Origin of the sequence: Robbsia andropogonis (assembly GCF_000970345.1) — a bacterium.
Classification (GTDB): Bacteria; Pseudomonadota; Gammaproteobacteria; order Burkholderiales; family Burkholderiaceae; genus Robbsia; species Robbsia andropogonis.
Window position 1 is genome coordinate 23943 of sequence record NZ_LAQU01000018.1, and the last position, 21998, is coordinate 45940.

17 protein-coding genes and 1 tRNA gene are annotated in these 21998 nt (G+C 57.5%); 7 read left to right on the forward strand and 11 right to left on the reverse strand.

All coding sequences use genetic code 11. The features are described 5' to 3' along the window. Window positions 1-39: 39 nt before the first annotated feature. Both copD and WM40_RS16520 read right to left on the reverse strand, forming a co-directional pair. Window positions 40-999 carry a copper homeostasis membrane protein CopD gene (gene copD / locus WM40_RS16515; RefSeq protein ID WP_052738365.1) on the reverse strand — a complete coding sequence of 320 codons (960 nt, stop codon included), beginning with the start codon at window positions 997-999 and terminating at the stop codon, window positions 40-42. Between the two features lie 195 nt (window positions 1000-1194). After that, window positions 1195-3231 carry a response regulator gene (locus WM40_RS16520; protein ID WP_052738366.1) on the reverse strand — a complete coding sequence of 679 codons (2037 nt, stop codon included), beginning with the start codon at window positions 3229-3231 and terminating at the stop codon, window positions 1195-1197. 497 nt (window positions 3232-3728) lie between these two features. Between WM40_RS16520 and WM40_RS16525 the strand changes: the two genes are divergently transcribed. Both WM40_RS16525 and WM40_RS16530 read left to right on the forward strand, forming a co-directional pair. Further along, complete coding sequence (locus tag WM40_RS16525) at window positions 3729-5168, forward strand: GntT/GntP/DsdX family permease (protein ID WP_082102872.1); 1440 nt, start codon at window positions 3729-3731, stop codon at window positions 5166-5168. 135 nt (window positions 5169-5303) lie between these two features. Continuing rightward, entirely contained in the window at window positions 5304-6032 is a 729-nt protein-coding gene (locus WM40_RS16530) for a LysE family transporter (RefSeq protein ID WP_024901694.1), read from the forward strand. A gap of 42 nt (window positions 6033-6074) precedes the next feature. Here WM40_RS16530 and WM40_RS16535 read toward each other — a convergent pair whose 3' ends face one another. The 5 genes from WM40_RS16535 to WM40_RS16555 form a co-directional block, all read right to left on the reverse strand. Continuing rightward, window positions 6075-6614 carry a GNAT family N-acetyltransferase gene (locus WM40_RS16535; RefSeq protein ID WP_201779143.1) on the reverse strand — a complete coding sequence of 180 codons (540 nt, stop codon included), beginning with the start codon at window positions 6612-6614 and terminating at the stop codon, window positions 6075-6077. A 162-nt stretch (window positions 6615-6776) separates the two neighbouring features. Next, a complete protein-coding gene (locus tag WM40_RS16540; RefSeq protein WP_052738367.1) occupies window positions 6777-7904 on the reverse strand; it encodes an ATP-grasp domain-containing protein in 1128 nt (375 codons plus the stop codon). A gap of 77 nt (window positions 7905-7981) precedes the next feature. Beyond that, complete coding sequence (locus WM40_RS16545; protein ID WP_024901692.1) at window positions 7982-9247, reverse strand: ATP-grasp domain-containing protein; 1266 nt, start codon at window positions 9245-9247, stop codon at window positions 7982-7984. 103 nt (window positions 9248-9350) lie between these two features. After that, window positions 9351-10721, reverse strand: coding sequence for an MFS transporter (locus tag WM40_RS16550; protein ID WP_046153413.1), 1371 nt, complete (start codon window positions 10719-10721; stop codon window positions 9351-9353). A gap of 166 nt (window positions 10722-10887) precedes the next feature. Next, the gene (locus WM40_RS16555; RefSeq protein WP_024901690.1) at window positions 10888-11961 is read right to left on the reverse strand and encodes a TauD/TfdA family dioxygenase; all 1074 of its coding nucleotides are present in this window, start codon (window positions 11959-11961) and stop codon (window positions 10888-10890) included. Window positions 11962-12209: 248 nt separating this feature from the next. On the opposite strand from WM40_RS16555, the gene WM40_RS16560 reads away from it, so the two are divergent. Together WM40_RS16560 and WM40_RS16565 are read left to right on the forward strand one after the other, a co-directional pair. Further along, a complete protein-coding gene (locus WM40_RS16560) occupies window positions 12210-12389 on the forward strand; it encodes a Tox-REase-5 domain-containing protein (RefSeq protein ID WP_024901689.1) in 180 nt (59 codons plus the stop codon). A 6-nt stretch (window positions 12390-12395) separates the two neighbouring features. Continuing rightward, on the forward strand, window positions 12396-12791 hold the full coding sequence (locus WM40_RS16565) for a hypothetical protein (protein WP_052738368.1): 396 nt from the start codon (window positions 12396-12398) through the stop codon (window positions 12789-12791). Window positions 12792-13369: 578 nt separating this feature from the next. Here the strand turns inward: WM40_RS16565 and WM40_RS16570 are convergent. The 4 genes from WM40_RS16570 to WM40_RS16585 all read right to left on the reverse strand — a co-directional run bounded on the left by WM40_RS16570 (window position 13370) and on the right by WM40_RS16585 (window position 18097). Continuing rightward, window positions 13370-13446 (reverse strand) — tRNA-Met (locus WM40_RS16570). Between the two features lie 107 nt (window positions 13447-13553). After that, a complete protein-coding gene (locus tag WM40_RS16575; protein WP_162199085.1) occupies window positions 13554-15176 on the reverse strand; it encodes an MFS transporter in 1623 nt (540 codons plus the stop codon). 345 nt (window positions 15177-15521) lie between these two features. After that, entirely contained in the window at window positions 15522-17351 is a 1830-nt protein-coding gene (locus tag WM40_RS16580) for a sensor histidine kinase (protein WP_082102868.1), read from the reverse strand. Then, window positions 17351-18097 (reverse strand): response regulator, encoded by a 747-nt coding sequence (locus tag WM40_RS16585; RefSeq protein WP_046153414.1) that lies wholly within the window; start codon window positions 18095-18097, stop codon window positions 17351-17353. Before WM40_RS16585 ends, WM40_RS16580 begins: the two co-directional genes overlap by 1 nt. Window positions 18098-18340: 243 nt before the next feature. On the opposite strand from WM40_RS16585, the gene recA reads away from it, so the two are divergent. The 3 genes from recA to sucC all read left to right on the forward strand — a co-directional run bounded on the left by recA (window position 18341) and on the right by sucC (window position 21961). Continuing rightward, window positions 18341-19423 (forward strand): recombinase RecA, encoded by a 1083-nt coding sequence (gene recA, locus WM40_RS16595; protein WP_024901684.1) that lies wholly within the window; start codon window positions 18341-18343, stop codon window positions 19421-19423. 72 nt (window positions 19424-19495) lie between these two features. Beyond that, entirely contained in the window at window positions 19496-20056 is a 561-nt protein-coding gene (recX, locus tag WM40_RS16600; protein WP_413783812.1) for a recombination regulator RecX, read from the forward strand. A 741-nt stretch (window positions 20057-20797) separates the two neighbouring features. Next, a complete protein-coding gene (sucC, locus tag WM40_RS16610; RefSeq protein WP_024901682.1) occupies window positions 20798-21961 on the forward strand; it encodes an ADP-forming succinate--CoA ligase subunit beta in 1164 nt (387 codons plus the stop codon). The last annotated feature ends 37 nt before the right edge of the window (window positions 21962-21998 follow it).

Sequence of the window (21998 nt, forward strand, 5' to 3'; positions counted from 1 at the left end):
AGGAAGCAGGGACGATGCTGGGGGAAATCGCGGAGCCGGTCAATGGGGATCGAGTGTCGCGAAGTGGCTGACCAACGCGATGACCACCAGGGCGATGCCGATCTCGATCCATGTCAGCAGGGCGAATGCACGCTGCAATCGTTGAAGTCTGTCCGGGCGCGTAGTCGACGCAACGCGGTCTACGTCGACATGCCGCATGGCCGGGACGATACCATAGCGATTCACCAGCGCAATCGCGATCATCGCCGCGACAAGCACGCACTTTTCCATCAATCCATCGCGATAAGGCGCATTGGACATGGTGCCGGTCCAGGGAAGCGTGCCTAGAATCCAGGCAATATTCGCGATGCCGGTTGCCACTGCCAACGCGACCGCGATGTGGCCCGCAATGGAAAAACGCTGTAATGTGCGCTGCGCCTCGGCACGGTTATAGGGTTGTAACCGGGGCAACGCAGATGATGGCGTATGCGAGAGTTGCGACAGAATCGGTAACAGGAGGGGGAGCATGCCGGCCCATGCCGCGGTGGCGAGCAGATGCAAGGCGTGGTTCGTGCGTTGCAAGGCACCACCCCAGCCGCTCAGCATGGCCGCATGGCCTTCGAGGCCCAGCGTCATCAGCAGCGCGGCAGTGCCGGCCAAGGTGATAAGCGTGAGAGCGCGGGATCGCGCGAGCGCAAGAGGGGTCGTCGCCAGTACAAGTACCAGATGCAATCGCCAGACCGCACCGAACGGCGTGTCCAGCACGGCAAGCCACATCGATGGCTGCCAGGCGTCGTCCCACCCACCAGTCATCTGCGCCGTTTCAATCGGAACCAGGGCGTAGGCACTGAGTAGTGTCAGCACAGCCATCCACCATGTGGTGCGGCGCGTGACGCATATGAGGTGGCGTGCGGCGCCGGGCATGGCGATGATCCCGACAAACAGCGTTCGCCCAAACCACGCGAACAGCGCGGCGAAATGGAGGAACCGGCAAACGACGAGCGCGCTTTCTACAGACATCGGCAGGAACGGGAACAATAGGCAGATAACCGCGTGATGTTACTGCACCTGCCTTTCAACCGGCATCCGATCGCACCGGCGCCGCCGTGTCGGTGCGCATGGGCGCTGTATTCCTGCGGGTGTTTTCGTTCGGATAAGTCTTGCGTGCGCCTTTAGTGGCAGGTCACCCATGAGGTGAGCGCTGGCGGCATTGCACTATCCGACGGCTTGCATGCCGGATGACGCTATAGGCGGCTCGGCAGGCCCGACGACGTTCGCATTGTCCGAACGTTGATAGCGGGTGAAGCGTTCCGCATTCGGCAGCGCTTGCAGCGCGGCATCGATGCGCGTAATCAGCGCGTCGATGACAATGGGCTTGCGCAGCAGGATGGCTTCGGCGGGAAGATCCGCCCGGACCAGATCCAGGTTGATGTGGCCGGTCATGAAGAGGATGGGCAATCGGGGATGCATCGCCCCAAGGACCCGCCCTAAAAGCGCGCCGTTGAACCCGTGCATCGCACAGTCGCTGATGACAATATCCGGTATCGAGAGATCGATTTGCTGAAGCGCCGCCAACCCGCTTTCCACTTGCTCCACGACGAACCCGGCTTCCTCCAGCAAGGCCGCAAGCGCCGTGCGCAGATCACGCTGGTCGTCAACCAGCAAGACCCGGGGCGGTTGCGGCGGCGGGTCCGCGGATGGCGGGATGCCCACCACTATCGCGGGCGGCACGCCGTCCAACATCGCCTGGCTGGTTTCCGTCGATGCGACGAGGGCGGACATTTCGTCCGCCGTACTGATGCGCAACCACAAAGTGACCGTCGTGCCGGTGTGTGGCGAGGCATCGATGCGGGCTGTGCCGCCTGCTTTCAGCGCCGCCGCCTGGACCTGAGCCAAACCCAGTCCGGTCCCCTTGTTTGCCGGTTTTGTCGTGAAGAAAGGCTCGAATGCCCGGGCCGCGACATCCTCCGGCATTCCCGGTCCGGAATCCGAAACTTGCAACATGACGTAATCACCCTCGGCAAGCGGCGGGGTCATGGCGTCGCCCTGGGAAGGTGTTACATCACCCACCGCGCCGCCAGACACTGCCGTGCCGGCAATCGATGCGGATGCACCGTCGTGCGGGACCGCATCGACCCGTGTACGCATGGTCGTGATGCGGATGCTGCCAACGTTGCGCATTGCGTCGCGGGCGTTGATGACCATATTCATCATAGCGGCTTCGATCTGCGTCGCGGCGCAGTCGATACACGCCGTGCCCGCGTTCAATGCAAATGTCAGGCGGATTTCCGGACCCAGGACGCGGGCGAGGAGGTCTTCGATGCGCTCGATGGTGGCATCGACACAGCACACCGGCTGCGCGGCCTCGTGGTCCTCGCCGTCAGTCCGGTTACGCGAAAATGCCAGAAGCTGGGATACCAGGCTGGCACCGTGCTCGACCGCGAGCATGCCACTGTTTGCCCAACGTCGCACGTGCTCCGCCTGTTCAGCCTTGCGTTGCACCAGCTGCAGGCTTGTACTGATGGTCTGCAACAAGTTGTTGAAATCATGCGCGATACCACTGGCCAATTGTCCGACGGCGTTGACGCGTTGCTCATGCCGCAGTCGTGCGTAGAGGCCTTCGTCGGCGTCCGAAGTGTCAGCCAACGCCATTGTGATTTTCTGTCGCAAGGCATGGTTTTGTCGCGCGCGCGCAAGGCCGAGTTCGCGCAACTGGATAAGCGCCGTCGCTTGTCGCGCCAATGCTAGTAATCCTTGTTGCTGGGCGGCAGTGAACGGCGCCAGGCCGCTCTTATCGTCCAGCGAGCGAGGCTTGGTGTCGATGACGCAAAGGGTGCCGAGCGCATGGCCGTCAGGGGAGCGTAGCGGCGCACCCGCGTAGAAACGGATCCCGGGTTCATCGGTCACCAGAGGATTGCCGCTGAATCGCGCGTCCGCGGTGGCATCCAAGACAATTGTCAGCGCTTCGGGCTGCAGAATCGCGTGAGCGCAAAATGCCAGGTCCCGATGCGTCTGCGTGGCATCCAGGCCAATCCGGGCCTTGAACCATTGGCGGTCCCGGTCAATGAGCGACACCAATGCAATAGGCGTATCGCACACCGTAGCGGCTAATTGGACAATGTCGTTGAACGCTATCTCGGGCTCGGTATCGAGTAGTGCAAGCCGCTCCAGTGCCGCGATGCGCGCAGCTTCGTTCGCGGGCAACGCGGCAGCTACGGCTTCTGGCGTGGTGACAGGGAAACGATCTCGCATGGGCGGTGCCGCGCAATGGTGCGTAAAAACGTGAAAAAGACCGATCTGTCGCGAATAGTTTGCAGTAGCGCCCGTGGGTATCGAATGATTGTGACACGTCCCTTCATAACGCTTGCCAGGCCTTGCAATCGAGCCAAGCGCACCGATAATGCGGGGAAAATTGTCTTGTCACTCACGCCACACGGGGTACATCACGGTACGTGCATCAAAGCTAAGCACGTCTCGTGCCTGGTGAGCATTTCAAAATTTTCATATGCTTGAGACGATGATGGAAAATCTTCATAGTCATTTGTAAGTTTAAATGTCTAGGTGTAAACCCGGAAATTGGGTCGAGATCGGCGTTGTCCGATGATCTGTTCGATAAATTGGTGCTTTAATACGCGCCGTTTGCCACTTTAAAGTTGTATTGGCAATTGTTATAACCACATATCACGGTCATACGGACCAGTCTTTCGTTATCCTTTCATTTGAGCGATGACGGGTTCTCGGGGAATGCTTTGGATACGACGCATGCGATTGCCGCCAGCGCTTGGCTGCAGCACGATTCACAACTGATACTTGCCTGCGTGTTGGCACTGGCGACTGTCGTCACGCTAATTGCGGTGTTACGGATCGCGCCGTTTTTCGCGATCCTGCTTGGCACCTTCGTTGCCGGTGCCGTGGCGGGCCTGCCTATGGAGAAAGTCGCAAAAGCTTTCAGTCAGGGGGCAGGCGGCTTGCTTGGCGATGTCGGCGTCATCATCGCTTTGGGTGCAATGCTGGGCGCGCTGATGGCGGAATCAGGCGCGGCGGATCGCCTTGTCGACGCGATGTTGCGTCGCTCGACGCCACGTACGCTGCCTTGGTTGATGGCAGGTGTCGCGGTGATCATCGGCTTGCCGTTGTTTTTCGAAGTTGGCCTGGTCGTCATGGTGCCGATCATTTTCGTGATGGCACGACGCGCGAACCAGCCGGTGCTGCGAATCGCGATCCCGGCATTGGCCGGCATGACGACATTGCACGCGTTGCTGCCGCCGCATCCGGGTCCGCTGATTGCCGTCAGTGCGCTGCACGCGGACCTGGGCATGACGATTCTGCTGGGTTTTATCGCCGCAATCCCGGCCATCATCATCGCAGGCCCGCTTTACGGGATGTGGCTGGGTCCGCGGATCGCCGCGCAACGCGCACGCGATGGAGAGTCCGACGCGGCGGCGGTGGCGATTGGGGCAACCTTTGATGGTGAGCATGCCGCGGTGCCGGTTGCTGACGCGGATGCATCGCGGTATCGTCGCCCGAGTTTCGGTATGTCGTTGATCACGATCCTGCTGCCGGTGATCTTGATGCTGGGGCGGACCATCGCCCGGTTGTTGCTGCCTGCCGCGTCACCACTCACGCAGGCACTTGAATTCCTCGGCGAACCGATCATCACCTTGAGCCTCACGGTTATCGTGGCGATCGTTGGTTTCGGTTGGGCCACGGGGCGTGGGAAGAACGAAGTGGGCAACATCCTGCGTCGCAGCCTTCCGCCGATTTGCATCTTGCTGCTGACTATCGGCGCGGGCGGCGGCTTGAAGCAGACATTGGTATTGGCCGGGATCAGCGACACGGTTAGCAAGGTTGCCACCGGTACGCATCTGCCACTAGTACTACTGGCCTATCTGATTGCAATCTGTCTGCGTCAGGCGACCGGCTCGGCAACGGTCGCCACCACGACCACGGCAGGCATTGTCGCGCCGTTGGCGATGGGAATGCCGGCAACGCATGGTGCTTTGTTGACACTGTCGATTGGTGCGGGTTCGGTCTTCTTCTGTCATGTGAACGATGCTGGTTTCTGGATGGTCCGGGAATTCTTCGGCCTGAAACTCAAGGAAACGATTTGGGTATGGTCGCTACTGCAGACCTTGGTTTCCGTAGTCGGCATTACGATGGTGCTTGTGATGTGGAAAATATTGACCTGAAAACAGGACCATGTCCTGTGTTGCGTCCGGCGCGCCATTCCTTCGTTTCTTCAATGACGCGATGATCAGGCCGAGCTAGTGTTTGAAGCTTCAGTTTGCTTCGATTAACCGCTTTACTTCGGTGGAAAGTCGGAAATGTCTATCCAAGTCGTCTTACTGGCCATGGGTCTGTTTGCGGTAACCTTCATGAGTCCAGGCCCTAATCTGCTGGTTGTCGTGCAGGCGAGTGTCACACAGGGGCGAACCGCCGGCTTTATCACGGGACTGGGCGTAGCCGCCGGTGATGCGCTTTACGCGGCGCTGGGCCTGTTGGGTATGGCGACGATGATCGCGAAAGGCGGGACGTTGTTTTCGGTTATCAAGCTTGCCGGCGGCATGTACTTGATGTGGTTCGGCTTGCGTATGTTCCTGGCCGGACAACGTGCGGCACGCAAGCGGGCAGGTGCCAATAGTGTTGCAGGGCGGGGCGCGGTAACGGCATCGGGATCTGCGCTGGCGCCGCGACATGTGCTCGACGCAGGAACGTCGGGCGATCCCGTGGATGGCGCACCTGCTGCCACACCAGTTTCGTTGTTCCGGCGCGGCTTGCTGACGGATCTCGGCAATCCGCAAACAGCATTGTTCTTCGCCAGCGTTTTTTCCGTCGTGCTGACGCCTGCGACGAATTGGGAAACGAAGGTGGGGACGTGGGTTGGTATCGTCATCACCTCGCTGGCTTGGCGTTGCGTGGTGAGTCAGGCATTTTCCCTGCCGGTTGTACGCCGGGCGTATCAACGCGCCAGGCTGTTGCTGGAGCGCATTACCGGGCTGGCGCTGGCGGGCTTTGGTGTACGGCTGTTCTATCAGGGTTGGCAGCGGACTTGAACCTGTACGCCGGGTTGTTTGCAGCTGTGTCGATCGTCGCTTTTATAACTGCTTTGCCATGAAGCAAGTGTTTTCCACCGGCGTTTCATAATAGGCCGGAATGTCGATGAAGCCCGCTTCACGATAAAGCCTTTGTGCCGCGACCATCGTTGTCAGCGTATCGAGCCGCATCTCCCGATAGCCAAGTTTGCGTGCGTGGTCGACAACCGTGGCTACCATCGCCCGTCCGACCCCCATCCCGCGCGCATGTTCGGATACAAAGAGGCGCTTTACTTCGCACAGCCCTTGCGTTGCGGTGTCCGGCAGTGGGCGTAAGCCGATGCAGGCTAGCGGCGTGCCGTGTACCGTATGGCGCGCGAGCCAGAGCTCGCCATTGGGTGGCGCATACTTCCCCGGCATCGTCGCCATTTCCTCCTCAAACGACTGGTACGACAGATCGATACCGAGCCAGGCAACGTACTCGCGGATCAATGCAATGGTGGCCTCCAGGTCGCGTTGCGTGCGTACCGGTACGATGGTGAACATGGGGGCAGAAGTGTCGGTTGGATCGCGGGGCAGGGACATGGAATCTTGCTTGGCCATCTCGAATATCGTACGGGCAAAGCGGTATTTTTACACGTTTTGTCTGCGGGCTGCTCAGGAGGGGCAGGTCACATCGATCAGATCGTCCGCTCGAAGTCTTCAGAATACCAGACCCAATTATTGCGACAGAACCGACGCGGTTCCGTATATCGGTCACGGTACCTATCGTGTGCCATGAACATATACGAAGGCGCGTCTTTCGCGGCTAGGAATCCGTAATGGTCCATACCGCATCGTCAACGGACCAGTGCACACATTTCCGCCCTCTGCAAGATCCCAAGACGGCGAATCCTCATCCAAGAAGAAATCTACACGAGCATATCGTTTTGGCTTAAACGCATTTGGGAGACGAATTTCCTGGCCCTGTAGCTTATCGAGCAACGCTTCGACGGGATCGAAGTGATAAGCATCTCGCACGATATCGCATATGAAGCTCCCCGCAATACGGGGATTCAGTTCTACAATGTGGGGCACGTCATGTGAGACGATGCAATCCAGGTGGACAGGTCCCCACGTTAGCCCTGCAGCTGCCACGGCTGCGCCACATACGGCAATCATGCGCTCAAGGGTAATATCCTGAAGATCCAGCTCAGCCGTGTATCCACGCTCTACAAATCTTAAACCGCTCGACTTCAGCTTCCGCATCGACCCTACATAGACGCCGTCAAAGAATTCGACGCAATACTCATGGCCGGAGAGGAACGACTCGACCACCACTTGCCCCTCTTGCAGTCCGCCATCGCTCTCGAACAGTAGCGCTACGTGTTCCACTGCATCCTTAATTGAATGGCATAGTCGAACGCCATTGCTAGCTGATCCTTCGGACGGCTTCACTACAACCGGGATCGCTAAGGCGGAAACCAAACTGCTAGTCTGATCACGGTTTTGATAGTCAATTACGGCATAAGGTGATGTTGGAATGCTAGCTTCCTCAAGTATACGTTTTTGTGCAGATTTCGAAATCGACAGCGTAACGCATTCCGCATCTGGGCCTAGACAGCCAAGCGAGGCGGCCACATTCGCAGCCAGTTTCGCATATAAGTCGTGGGCGGTAGTGACATACAATTTCGCTGCTTGATGAGAGAATCGTTCCTGAATCCAAGATATCACGGCCGATTCTCTGGTATCGACATTGAAAATCTCTGTTTGCTTTGGAAAAACATTCCTATCTAGCTCAACGCCAGACTCAAGCAAGATGGTAACCCCCATCCCTCTACGCATGGCCGCTTCAACGAGTGCGATGCTCGTTCCGGTCGCCCGGGCGCCAACGATAACGAGTTCTTCCGACATACTGGCCACGATAACGTCCTTTTGGGAAAGCGCAGTGCACGCCGGCGAACATGTAATGACCGGCGCTGCGCGTTGTATTACGCGAATGAAGGTTCCTGGCTTGCAAAGAAATCAGCTTCGATTTTTCGTATAGCTTGCCAATCTTGCGTCAATTGATCGAATTCAGCATCGAATACGCCAACCATGCCAAGTGCGGTTTGCAAGTCGGTCGTGACGTGAAGTGCATCGCCGGGTTTAACCCATCGTTTAACGCTGACAAAGGAAGGTAAAGCCTCTAAAGCGTGCCAAGGAAAATCGCCGCTGAGGGTGCCAGCTTTTGGCGAGACAAGGAGGATATGCCCACAAAAACCGTCAAAGCGTGGTGCATCCTCAAGCGTCTGCAAGAATCGGGAGGGGTTTACGAAGGCCTCAACGGTTGCAGAGATCTGATTTTCGCCAGTGACAGCCGTCGTGAGTCGGGGGTCGAGACTACCGTGCAAGCGGGAGTTCAATTCAACGATGGTCGGGCCGTCTGCGGTCACGATAAGCTCCATGTGCGACGGGCCGTAGTGTAATCCCACTGCGTCCAGCACTTGCTTCGCATACGCAATAATCGACTCATATTGCCGCTGTGTATGGTCGACGACTAACATTTTTTCGAGGCGGGGTGAGTGCCGGCGATCTCGTTCGACCTCCCATACACTGACGATTTTATGTTTGCCATCGTATGACACGGCGTCCACGATGTATTCTTGCCCCTCGCTGTAGGACTGGACGAGAATTTCGTCCTGCACCTCGTCGTAATAGGAAATTGAGTCGAGTACGTTTTGTGCAGCCTCGGCGACTTGCTCAAGGGATCGACAGATTTTGACGCCCTTCACGCCTGCGCCACGGGTCGGTTTCACTACCACCGGTAATGAAGCGCTGCTCAATACCCAATCAACAATTTCAGCGGGGGTTTTTGCTTGATATTGGCTTGGCGTATGAATGTTGGCACGTTTCAAGGCCTCGATTTGCTCGTACTTATGCCGGCGTGCCACAGCGAGTTCTCCAGGATTTTTCAATGGGACATCCAGCGCGTCAGCCAACCATGATGCAAGCTCAATTCCGCTACCTCCACCTGGCAAGACGACACTAATACCCAAATCGCGAATTGCATCGGCTGTTTGCTGAACGTTACCGCGGTGTACGATTGATCGAACGTAGTCGGACGGGTTGATCTGCGCTTGCAATCGCGATGGCAGTGACTCACTGCTAAGGATATGTACGCACTTTACGCCGTAAGAACGGAATGCCGGTGCGAGATAAGCGCTAGTAGATGCCCCATCGACGATGGCGACAGTATCAATCAGTTGCTTTGCCATGGATCTTTCCTTGATTATCGTGAAATTGTAGGCGAGCGCAGTCCGCCAAGATGGCCTAAACGTTTGCCATCAAGTCACTGACTGCTGGTGAGATTTGGAACAGTTAGAGATACAGTGCGGCGAGAAAAGCGCTAGCAACGCGGAGCACGGTGGATACGTCGAACGATGATGCGGCACCTGCTGCCATCTGCGCTGCAGACCCGACCATCTGCGCACCAAATAGCGCAACGCCGATCGCGCTACCCACTTGTCGCGCAGCATTGAAGATCGCGGATGCAGTAGCAGAGCGGGATTTGTCCACACTACCGATGATCGTGGATGTTAGCGCTGGTGTGCTTACGCCCGATCCGATAGCGAGTAGTAGCAAACTTGGCAAAATCTGGATGTAGGTTGTCTGTTCGCTTATGCCATGTAAAAGTGCGAAGCTGAGGGCGCATAGGAGACTACCTGCCACTGCCGGAACACGCGGAGAATACCGCTTCGCCAATTTCCCGCTCGCCACGTTCGCTAGCATGATCACCGTGAACGGCGACAAAGCGAAGCCGGTTTGGGTTGGGGTATAGCCTTTTACGTGCTGAAAATAAATGCTCAATACAAAAATCAACGCGTAGAAAGACAGATTCGAGACCAATCCCAATATCACCGAGATCGATAAGGTACGATTTTTGAACAAGGATAAGGGAATCATGGGATTCCCCACCCTTGCTTCATTGAACAGGAACGCTGCGACCGAACTCAGGGCGAATGCGAAGCCCCATAGCACTGCCGGATTTGCCCAACCGTTCGAACCGGCATCTATAACCGAGTGAGTGATGAAGAATAGCGCGCAAACCGCCAGTACCTGCCCAGCAACATCCAGTCGCTTCTCCGCTAGACGATTGGTTTCGACAACATACCGTTGGCACGCCCACCACCCGAATAGGCAGATAGGCAGATTTACGAAGAAAATTGAACGCCACCCGAACCCGCTGGTGAGTACACCACCAGCAACCGGGCCCAAGGCACTTACAGCCCCTCCAATCGCACTCCACCAACCGATCGCGTGCGCACGCTTAGCATGGTCACCGGCACACGCGTGCGACAGTAAGGACAGGGACGTCGGAAGAATCAACGCCGCGCCAACACCTTGAATTGCGCGTGCACTAATCAGCAATCCAATGGACGGAGCAACCGCACAAGCGAGCGACGCCAGTCCGAACAGTATCAGACCCATACTGAAAACGCGCTTGCTACCGTAACGATCAGCCAGTGAGCCCGCCGTTAGCAGCAACGCCGCAAACGCCAACGTATAGGCGTCGACGATCCATTGGAGGCCCGCAACGCTGGATCCAAGACTGCTACCGATTTGCGGCATCGCGACGTTCACGATTGTCACATCGAGTTGCACGACGACGAAGCCGAAGCTAGTTGCTGCGAGGGTCCATCCTATGCCGGAGACCGGTTTCGAGAGAGGCGAGTTACTGGCAGTGTTCACTGAAAACCTAAAATCGAATTCGTGGTTGTTACGAAGCCCAATAGGGCTTCAGTTCGCGGCAAGCAGCAGTGTCAGAAGTGAAAATCAGTCGGTCGATCGCTATCGTCCCTATCCCATGTCGACAATAGGGCGCGTTGCCACCTACCGCGATGCTGGTCAGCACGTATTACTGTGTGGTCAAGTCGAGAACACGCGGCTGGCGAACGCGGGCGATCGGATTTGCCTTCGGATCGAAAACACGGGCTTGTATTGCCGTAAAAGCACGGAAATTCCATAGATTTCGCGCTACAAATACACGTTGCACCCATCGCTGCGCTCGTCCATTCTCGTCAAATTGCGCTTCAAAACGGTCTCGGGAATGAAGTGCGAAGTGATTGTTGATCGCCAACAGTCGGCCCGGACTGACTCGTGCGCCGAAAGAGACTTCGCGTATTGCTTTGTATAAGTTGTCCAAGGCAGCCTTCGCCCGTGCATTGGCTGGCAGTACCATGTCTGGGTAGAACGCTACTGTCACACGCGGCGCAGAGTGAGGGCCAGATAAAATCGGACTGAGGTCCGTATTATCACGTTGCGTTTCCGTGGCACCACGCCATCTGTATGGCACACGGATGATGTAATGCTTACCGTAAAGGTAGTCGATATCCTCGTCGGAGAGCATTGCAAGCGCGCGCCGACAATCGGCCACGCGTGTGTATGGTCCGCCGCCGACTTCATCTCTGACACCAAGCAAGAGCAGCGCAAAAGGTGAGGTGTCGCCTTCGGGCATATGCGCTTGTGCCGCGTTCTCGATGTGGAAGTCCAGCTCGACCTCGGAGCCGAGTCCCGTAAATTCCTTTGCGGTCTCTTTGTGAGGGGTTAGGTTGTTAACAAGCTCACGGCCCTCATGCGCGATCGAGTAGGGCTCTCCCAACACACTGCCAAAGCCGACGAGTACATTTTCGCTGAGCACGCCATCTTTGAATAGATGGCCTGTTTCTGTAAAACGAGGACTACCGTGAACGCCATAATCTATTGGCAGATTGTCGATCTGCAAGGAGCCTAATGCCTCCGCGGTGGGCCGCTGGATTTCTTCGATCGCGGACAGCACCCTGTCCGGGAAGTTCATATAGGCGCATTTTCTGACCGCGCTCAGGTACGCGGGCGACCCTGTTGGATCATAGTCGAGCATGCTGAAAGCTCGACGAATTTCGGATGACTCTGATTCTGTCAGAACAATATGCTTGTCTGCACCTACTACCATTGTGATTCCCCTCTGATTGGATTGAGAGACTTCCACTTGCCAATAATTTTCAGATGTCAAAAAAATAATAAAACAGAAACGTATCCTTGAATCTAATTTATATTTGTTCGGGCCATTAATTTTATTTATATGTAATTCCTATGAAAATAACCAGATTAAATTGAATAAGATATTTAGTGGCATACGAAAACTTTGTGGTAAAGGAATGTTCTCGATTTTAGGGGGCGCCTCAGCTGGACTTCCCCGGTATGGCGGACAAGTGGTTTTCAGGCTTTGACTCTATGGAACAACAGATTATTGAGCAGGGCTCGGTGGTCCGAGCCAATCCTCCGTCCCGTCTGATTTGGTATTTCCAGGCGTTGCTTGCTCAAAAAAAAATGGCCCCTGTGCTTGCAAGCATGGGCATCCAATCCATCTTGCAGCTCTGAACAGAGATGGAAATTAGTGCGATGTTTCGGGGGGCGACCTTGTCGTCTCTTGATTTCGAGGCCATGCTGGCTAAAGAGGCTCGCGTTGTTGCAGCGTTGTCGGAAAAAGAGCGGTCGATGACTGCCGCGAATTGGCGACTCAAGGGCAAAACAGCCGACGAGGCGAATCTTTATCGTGCGTTTGACGAAAACAGTCAACCTAGCACGGCGGCCCTTGCTGTATTGGGGGAGAAAGCACGGCGGAAAAAGTCGAGTTCGACGTTCGTTGCGATTTGGAATGAAGGCGCGAGCGAGGACGGCGGCGCTGCTTTTTTGACCTTTTTGACCCTACCCCAATTAATAGTCCGGACTAAACAGGGGGTACGGTCACGACCGCAAATGGGCCATAGGGTTCCGAGATAACGACTTGATCGCCCGGAGAGCACGAGGTGAGATCACAGGTCTGCCGAAGTGTTACGTCGGCCGTTACATGCTCCGGAGCATACATAAGCATCAAGACAACGAAAAGGCGTGGGAGCGCGCCCTTCGACGATACAAAAGATCTCATGGCCGATTCAGCTTAACTGGCGATTCTATTTACATGCGCAACTTCAGATGAGTTCCGCCTTAGATATCCAGGCCGGCACAACACACCCTCGAAAATCAGTGCCAAAACGTAGACACGTCCTTGCCTTGAGACGCTGTGGATGCTTTCTCCAGCATTTAAGCCATTCTCTTCAGCTCCAACAGCAAGAACCGCCAATTCTCCCGTATGGAGTTCCTTGGGACTGACGCCATCCCGGTGATTGTAGAGTCGGGTTCGATCGTAAAAGACTTCGATGTAGTCGAAGACGTTGTCCATCCCATCGGATCCCCGAGCCCGTTTTTGTACGAGCTAAGGTTTATCGGCGGAACGGCTAAACATTTGAATCTTAATAATAATAAAAAATTCAATAACTTATGGACGAAAAAAAGCCCGCCGAAGCGGGCTTTTTTAATTTTGGTGGCGAATCAGGGATTCGAACCCCGGACCTGCGGATTATGATTCCGTCGCTCTAACCGGCTGAGCTAATTCGCCGAGAGACCGAATATTAGACAGTATCTTCCTGGTGGTCAAGCATTTTGTGCAAAAAGGAGACGATTGATGCGGATGGCGGCGCCAGCTTCAGCGCCGCCGCATTCCCATTACTCAATCGCATCGATATCGCGGTCTTTGGTCTCTTTGACGAAGATCAGGCCGATAAAGAACGTCGCGACGGCGACGATGACCGGATACCACAGGCCCGCATAGATATTGCCGTTCGCCGCCACCACCGCGAACGAGGTGGCGGGCAGGAAGCCCCCCAACCAGCCGTTACCGATGTGATAAGGCAACGACATCGACGTATACCGGATCCGGGTCGGGAACATTTCCACCAGCATGGCTGCAATCGGTCCGTACACCATGGCAACGTAGATCACCATGATCGCCAGGATGATGACGGTCATCGGTTTGTTGATCTGCGCGGAATCCGCCTTTGCCGGATAGCCGTCCCCTCGTAACGTAGCGCTTAGTTTCGCTTCGAAGGCGGCGTTCGCAGCCTTCGCGTCGCCGGTGCGTGCGTCAAACGACGGAATCACTTGATCGCCCACCTTGATCGATGCGATCGTGCCTGGCGCCGCAGCGGCATTCTCGTAGTTCAAGCCCGCCCGCGACAGATAGCTTTTTGCAATATCGCACGACGTCGTGAACTTCGAGGTACCCACCGGATTGAACTGGAACGAGCATTCGGCCGGGTCCGCGCTGACGACAATCGGCGCGCGCGATTGCGCCGCTTCCAGGGCCGGGTTAGCGTAATGCGTCAGGGCCTTGAACATCGGGAAGTACGTCAGCGCGGCAATCGCGCAGCCGGCCAGGATGATGGGCTTGCGACCGATCCGATCCGACAACGTGCCGAATATCACGAAGAACGGCGTGCCGATGATCAGCGCTACCGCCATCAGGATATTCGCGGTACTGCCGTCCACCTTTAGTGTCTGTGTGAGGAAGAACAGCGAATAAAACTGGCTCGTGTAGAACACCACGGCTTGTCCTGCCGCCAAGCCAAACAAGGCGATCAGCACGATCTTCAGGTTCTTCCATTGCCCGAACGACTCCGTCAGCGGCGCCTTGGACGTCTTGCCTTCCGCCTTCATTTTTTGGAACGTCGGCGATTCGCTCAACTGCAGACGAATCCAGACCGAGATGGCCAGCAGGACGATGGACAGCAGGAACGGCACACGCCAGCCCCATGCACCGAACGACTCTTCGCCCACCGCGGTACGAACGCCCAGGATCACCAGCAAGGACAGAATCAGACCTGCGGTGGCCGTGGTTTGAATCCACGACGTGTAGGCCCCGCGCTTGCCATGCGGGGCGTGCTCCGCTACATACGTCGCCGCGCCGCCATACTCGCCACCGAGCGCCAACCCTTGCAACATCCGCATGACGATGAAAAAGACCGGCGCAGTCATGCCCAGCGTCGCGTAGCCGGGTAACAGGCCGACCAGGAACGTCGCGCCGCCCATGATCAGGATCGTGATCAGGAACGTGTACTTCCGTCCGACCAGATCGCCGAGCCGACCAAAGACGATGGCGCCAAACGGCCGCATCGCGAACCCCGCCGCAAAACTCAACAAAGTGAAAATAAACGCGGCGGTCGGATTGACGCCGGAGAAAAACGTCCTGCTGATGTAGAGGGCGAGCGAGCCCGCCAGGTAAAAGTCATACCATTCGAAAATGGTTCCCAGCGACGCTGCAAATATTACGCGGCGCTCCGCATGCGTCATTGCGTGGGGCGTTTGCGCGGGGCCCCCGGTTCCAATCGCTGCCATGCTTGTCTCCAGCTCGTTCAAATAATGTGGCGGTCCCGGCAGCACGCCGCCTGAGATCGTGCGGCATTATTGAAACGCTAACCTTACCTGGTGCTGACGCCAAACTGACGTGAAACTGACACGCGACGCCGTGTTTTGAATGGGGGGCGAAAAATAGCGGGCGATGGTCCGAAGCATTAGCGCGAAAGCCGCGTATTTACGATGTTTCAGTTGATTTGCGATCCTTAATAAAGACGAGTTGCCATAGGCTGATGGCGTGTCGCCAATATCACAGACAAGGGTAAATCGGGAGGCGATGTGTCAGTAAAAGGTAGCGGCGTCCTGAGGCAGATCGGTGTCCTCTGTTGCAGAAGCGGTTCGGGGAAGCGTGACATGTATCAAGGTGCCGGCGCGATGCGGTACGGTCTGGTAGACATGGTCGCCGATGGTTAGCGTGCCGTCGTGCATCGCAACAATCTCTTGCACGATGGCCAGACCCAGGCCGCTGCCATCGCCATCTCGTCCCAGGATGCGGTAGAAGCGCTCGACGACATGCGGGCGTTCCGCTGCCGGAATGCCCGGACCATTGTCTTCGACCTCGATCAATATCGGATCCTGATCATGTAGGCGGACCGTGACGCGGCCCCCGGTTTGCGTATAGCGGACCGCGTTGTCGATCAGGTTCGCCACCATCTCGCGTAGTAAAAGCGGTTGCCCGACAATCGATACGCCGCTGCTTGGCCCCTCGTAGCCGAGGTCGATGCTTTTGTCGATTGCCGCTTGTGCCCAGTCGCGTACAACCTCTCGACAAAGCGTTGCCGCGTCCAGCGTGACGGCGGTGCGCAAGGGGGCCGCCTCCTCCGCGCGGGCAAGCGCCAAGAGTTGCGTCACCAATCGGGCAGCCTGGCGAGAGCTGGTCGCAATCTGCTCCAATGAACGTCGCACATCCGGCGGCACCGGATGGCGCAACGCAATTTCGGCTTGCATGCGCAACCCCGCCAGCGGCGTTTTCATCTGATGTGCCGCCTGCGCGATGAAACGCTTCTGCGCGGTCGTGTTGGCGTCGAGCCTGCCCAGTAATTCATTGAATGAGGATAAAAGCGGCGCAAGTTCGGTTGGCGCGTCGCCGGGCATCAACGGCGATCGATCATCGGGATCGCGCTTCCTGATGCGAGTTTGCAACACGTGAAGCGGAGCCAAACCGCGCGTCAGGCCAAACCAGACCAGCAGGATCACGATTGGCAGAATGATCAACTGCGGCAGGATGACCCCTTTGATCACATCATTTGCCAGCGCGTTGCGCTTATTGAGCGTTTCAGCGACCTGGATCACCAGTATCCGTGTGCGAGCATGGGAGGCTACGCCAGCCACGTCGGGTGGGGCCACCAATCTCTCGGGCGTGCCGGTGGCGGCCGATGTGCGGGGCAAGGTAAGAACATCGTCCGCAGCCAGAGCCCGCGCGACCGCATGTCCCGACGGGGGGGCCGTAGCGGTAGCGGTATCGGGCGCGATGGCGCTCGTCCAGGCAAGCCGCATCGCGCGCCCACCCGCGACCACGTCTCGCATCCTTACAACACCGGGCATCGCACCAGTGCCGGTTGCATTCGCATCAACGAGTGCCTCATCGTCGGCATTGGCCATACCTTCCATGGAGCCACCTACCGGGCTACCCGCGGGGGCGGGGCGCGATAGCTGAGGGTCAGGTAATTGTGGTGAACCGGCAAGCACCCGGCCTTCGGTATCACGGACCTGGAATAGCACTGTGTCGTCGGGGTCGTCGAGCAACCAATCCGCGTCGATGGCGGGCAGTGGTGCCAACGCGACGGGGCCGGCCTGGTGTACTTGCCGCGCGAGTACCGCAAGCCGCCGTTCCAGCGCATGATCGAACGGCGCGCCGGCAATGGATTTGGCGATCAACCAAGTGACGGCGATGCTCAGCGGCCAGAGCATCAAAAGTGGCGCCAGCATCCAGTCCAGGATTTCCGCAAGCAGGGAGCGCGCATTACGCGCAGCGGCGGGCGGGGTTGAGGGGAACGGGTCCTGCTCCGACGGAGCAGGCGCGTTGGTCCATGCCGGCGTCGGCGCGGTTTCCGCCGGGGTTGCCCCCGTATCCGCAGCATGGCGCATCGTCCCAGGTCCTTGGTGGGACATTAGCGGTATGCGTCGTTACGGGCAGGCGTGGCGGGCGTCGGTGCGGGCGACGACGATGCGGCGTCCGCTTGCGGCGGTCGATCCAGGCAGTAACCGATGCCGCGAACGGTGTTGATACGCACGCCACCCGGTTCGATTTTTTTGCGCAGCCTGTGCATATAGACTTCGATCGCATTCGTACTGACTTCATCACCCCATTCGCACAGGTGATCGACCAATTGCTCTTTCGATACCAATCGGCCGACGCGTTGCAGCAACACTTCAAGCAAGCCGATTTCACGTGCGGACAATTCGATCATGTTGCCGTTCAGCGTCGCGGTCCTTCCCACCTGGTCGAAAGCAAGGGGGCCGTGCCGCATGATGGCGGCACCGCCACCGGCACCGCGCCGGGTTAACGCGCGAATGCGTGCTTCCAGCTCGGATAAGGCAAAGGGCTTGGCCATATAGTCGTCCGCGCCCAGATCGAGCCCGCTCACGCGATCCTCGACGCTGTCCGCGGCGGTCAGGATCAAGACGGGCAAGGTGGCATTGGCACCTTGGCGGGCGCGCAAGCGGCGCAAGACCTCCTGCCCGGACAATTTTGGCAAGCCCAAATCCAGGATTAGCAGGTCGTAGGCTTGGAGTGCCAGGGCACGATCGACGTCACCGCCGTTATCGAAATGATCCACGGCATAGCCCGCCTGGCGGAGGGTCCGCGTCAGGCCATCGGCGAGTATGCTGTCATCCTCGGCTATTAGAATGCGCATCGGTCTCCTGGCGGCACGCGGTATTACGGATCAAGCGTACGAGACGGGCGCGGCGGACGGGTCGACACGCATTCATTGCGCTTTCGACTTGCCAGACGCACTGTTTTTTTATACAGTATCATTCATATCGACGCTTGCGGGCGGCGACACGTTGTACCCTCGCGGTTTTGCCCCGGTTTTATCCGGGCAGCGCGGATCGACGTGGCGTCGTCGCTGACGTCCCATCATAGCAAAGGACGATTCATGGAAGATAGCAAGAAAGGCTCGAACAGCATGACTGCCGATAAAAGCAAGGCGCTGGCCGCGGCGCTGGCCCAAATCGAAAAGCAGTTCGGCAAAGGGTCGATCATGCAGATGGGCGTGAACGATAAGCCTGCCGACATCCAGGTGGTGTCAACGGGTTCGCTCGGGCTCGATATCGCGTTGGGTGTCGGCGGTCTGCCGCGCGGCCGGGTGATCGAGATCTACGGGCCGGAATCGTCGGGTAAGACCACGTTGACGCTGCAAGTGGTTGCGGAAATGCAAAAGCTTGGTGGAACGTGCGCGTTCGTTGATGCGGAACATGCGCTGGATTCAATCTATGCGCAAAAGCTGGGCGTGCGCCTGGACGAATTGTTGATCTCGCAGCCGGACACCGGCGAACAGGCGCTGGAAATCACTGATTCGCTGGTGCGTTCCGGTGCGGTTGATCTGATTGTCATCGACTCGGTGGCCGCGTTGGTGCCGAAGGCTGAAATCGAAGGCGAAATGGGCGATTCGCTGCCGGGTCTGCAGGCACGGCTGATGTCCCAGGCGCTGCGTAAGCTGACGGGTACGATCCAGAAGACCAATTGCATGGTGATCTTCATCAACCAGATTCGGATGAAGATCGGCGTAATGTTCGGTAGCCCGGAAACAACCACGGGTGGTAACGCGTTGAAGTTCTATGCGTCGGTGCGCCTGGATATTCGTCGTATCGGCTCGATCAAGAAGAACGATGAAGTGATCGGCAACGAAACGCGGGTAAAGGTCGTCAAGAACAAAGTCTCGCCGCCGTTCCGTGAAGCGATTTTCGACATTTTGTACGGCGAAGGTACGTCGCGCGAAGGCGAAGTCATTGATCTGGGCGTCGCGAACAAGATCGTCGAGAAAGCCGGTGCGTGGTACAGCTATAACGGCGATCGCGTTGGACAGGGCAAGGACAATGCGCGAGAGTTCCTGCGCGAGAACCCGGCCATTGCTTTCGAAATCGAGAACCGCGTGCGTGAGAAGCTGGGCATCAAGTTATTGCCGGGTTCGGCGCCGGCTAAGACGGCCGCCAAGGCCGACGTGCTTGACGAAGAATAAATGCGCAGCGGGTTTTCACGTGGTCGACGCACTGCCTCGACCACGACGTCTGGCGGATCGGAGCCATCGGGCATGTCGGCGGGAGAACCGCTCTCTGGCAACGTGCCCGATGGCTTTTCCGCATCCGATTTTGACGCTGCGGTGGACCCTTGCAAGTCGAAGCGGCCGCTGCGTAGTCTGAGGGGCCGCGCGCTGGAGTATTTGTCCCGTCGTGAGCACAGTCGCATCGAATTGACACGTAAGCTGGCGCCATTCGCGGCGGAAATGCAAGGGGACAACGAAGACGATCCGTTGCCCGTCCTCCTCGACGCACTGGAGCGAGAAGGATGGCTGTCCGACAGCCGATTCACCGAGAGCGTCGTGCATCGTAAGGCCGCCCGCTTTGGCACCTCAAGGATTGTAGGGGAGCTCAAGCAGCATGCCATCGCGCCGGATCAGTTGGCCAATGTCCGTGATGCATTGCGCGAAACGGAACCCGCCCGCGCCCGCGCCGTGTGGCAACGCAAATTTGGCACATTGCCGGATTCTCCGCAGGCTCGAGCAAAACAGGCCCGATTTCTCGCAGCTCGCGGCTTTTCGATGGACGTTATTCGTTGCCTGCTCAATGCAGATGAAGATGATTTGTTGGAATAAGTTATTGTTGGTAATGCACTGATTTCGCCATCTGGTGACAAGCTTTCAGTGGTGTGACATCGCTACGACGAAATATCGCAAGCGCTTATTCCAGTTCGTTTTTTTTATGGCGTTCACCTTACAGCGGCGCTTTGTCACATGTCGCTGTTCTGGCTGGCATGCAAAAATGGCGCGCTGATCGTATCGTGCGATCGCGGGTCCTGTGTTCTGGCCGGCCTTTGCTCGTCCGGACTCGGGATTGCCCTATGCTAGAATGCGGAATCTTTTGATCCCGTTTTCTGCCTACGCATGGTGCATTCCTGTACCGCTACGCGATGTCGTTCGACCCGAGGGACGGTTGCGGCCGTCCGGGTCGATCGCTGTCTGGCGATAACCGCTGCTGTGTTTTCAGTGCGTCGCGTTTCCAGTCCACATGGCCTGAACGCACCCATCAGCGTGCGGCGGCGTCTTCGGGATCGACAGTCCGCGTCGATGATTTACCCGATTCATTCCGGGCAAGCGGCTCCTGGCGATCGCAATCGCGCGCCATCGTCCCCGGCGTCTGATCGCCAAGGATGGCATGTGCGCCGTAGTCCTTTATCGATTCGTTCCCTTTTTTCCGCCATCGTATCCGTTGCCGATTGGGCAATCGCGTTGAGCCGAGTTCACGTATTACACGTGAAACGGATCAGGGTCGCTATTCGCGCGACGGGTATCGGCGGACCGACTTTACATCCACTCTTAGACGGAAGGTAATCACGCATGAAGATCCACGAGTACCAGGGCAAGGACATTCTGCGCAAGTTCGGCGTCGCCGTGCCGCGCGGTGAGGCCGTGTTCAGCGTTGATGATGCAGTCAAGGCCGCCGAGAAGCTTGGTGGCCCGGTCTGGGTTGTCAAGGCTCAGATCCACGCCGGCGGACGCGGTAAGGGCGGTGGCGTCAAGGTGGCTAAGTCGTTGGATCAGGTGCGTGAGTACGCCGGCCAGATCCTCGGCATGCAACTGGTGACGCACCAGACCAGCGCGGAAGGCCAGAAAGTGCGCCGCCTGCTGATCGAGGAAGGTGCGGACATCAAGAAGGAACTGTATGTCAGCCTGATCGTTGATCGTGTGACGCAACGAGTTGTCTTCATGGCATCGTCGGAAGGCGGCATGGACATCGAAGAAGTCGCGGAAAAGACGCCCGACGCGATCCATAAGCTGGTTGTCGATCCAAAGACCGGTCTGACCGATGCCGACGCTGATGCATTGGCGACGAAAATCGGTGTACCGCAAGGTTCGTTGGCGCAATCGCGCGCGATCCTGCATGGCCTCTATAAAGGCTTCCTGGCGACAGATGCATCGCTGGCGGAAATCAATCCGTTGGTCATCACCGGTAGCGGCGACGTGATCGCCCTGGACGCGAAATTCAACTTCGACTCCAACGCGCTGTTCCGTCACCCGGAAATTGTTGCATATCGCGATCTGGACGAAGAAGATCCGGCCGAAATCGAAGCGTCGAAATTCGACCTCGCCTACATTTCGCTAGACGGCAACATCGGCTGCCTGGTCAATGGTGCGGGATTGGCGATGGCGACGATGGACACGATCAAGTTGTTCGGTGGCGAGCCAGCGAACTTCCTCGATGTCGGCGGCGGGGCAACGACCGAGAAGGTGACGGAAGCCTTCAAGATCATGCTGAAGAACCCGAGCCTGAAGGCCATTCTCGTCAACATCTTCGGTGGCATCATGCGATGCGACGTCATCGCCGAAGGCGTGATCACGGCGTCGAAGGCGGTGTCGCTGAAGGTGCCGCTGGTCGTCCGGATGAAGGGCACGAACGAGCAGCTCGGCAAGCAATTGCTGGCCGATTCGGGGTTGCCGATCATCTCGGCAGACAGCATGGAAGAGGCCGCGCAGAAAGTGGTCGAGGCAGCCAAGGGCTAATCAACGACGCGACCGACCAAGGTGGAACGCATCGCGT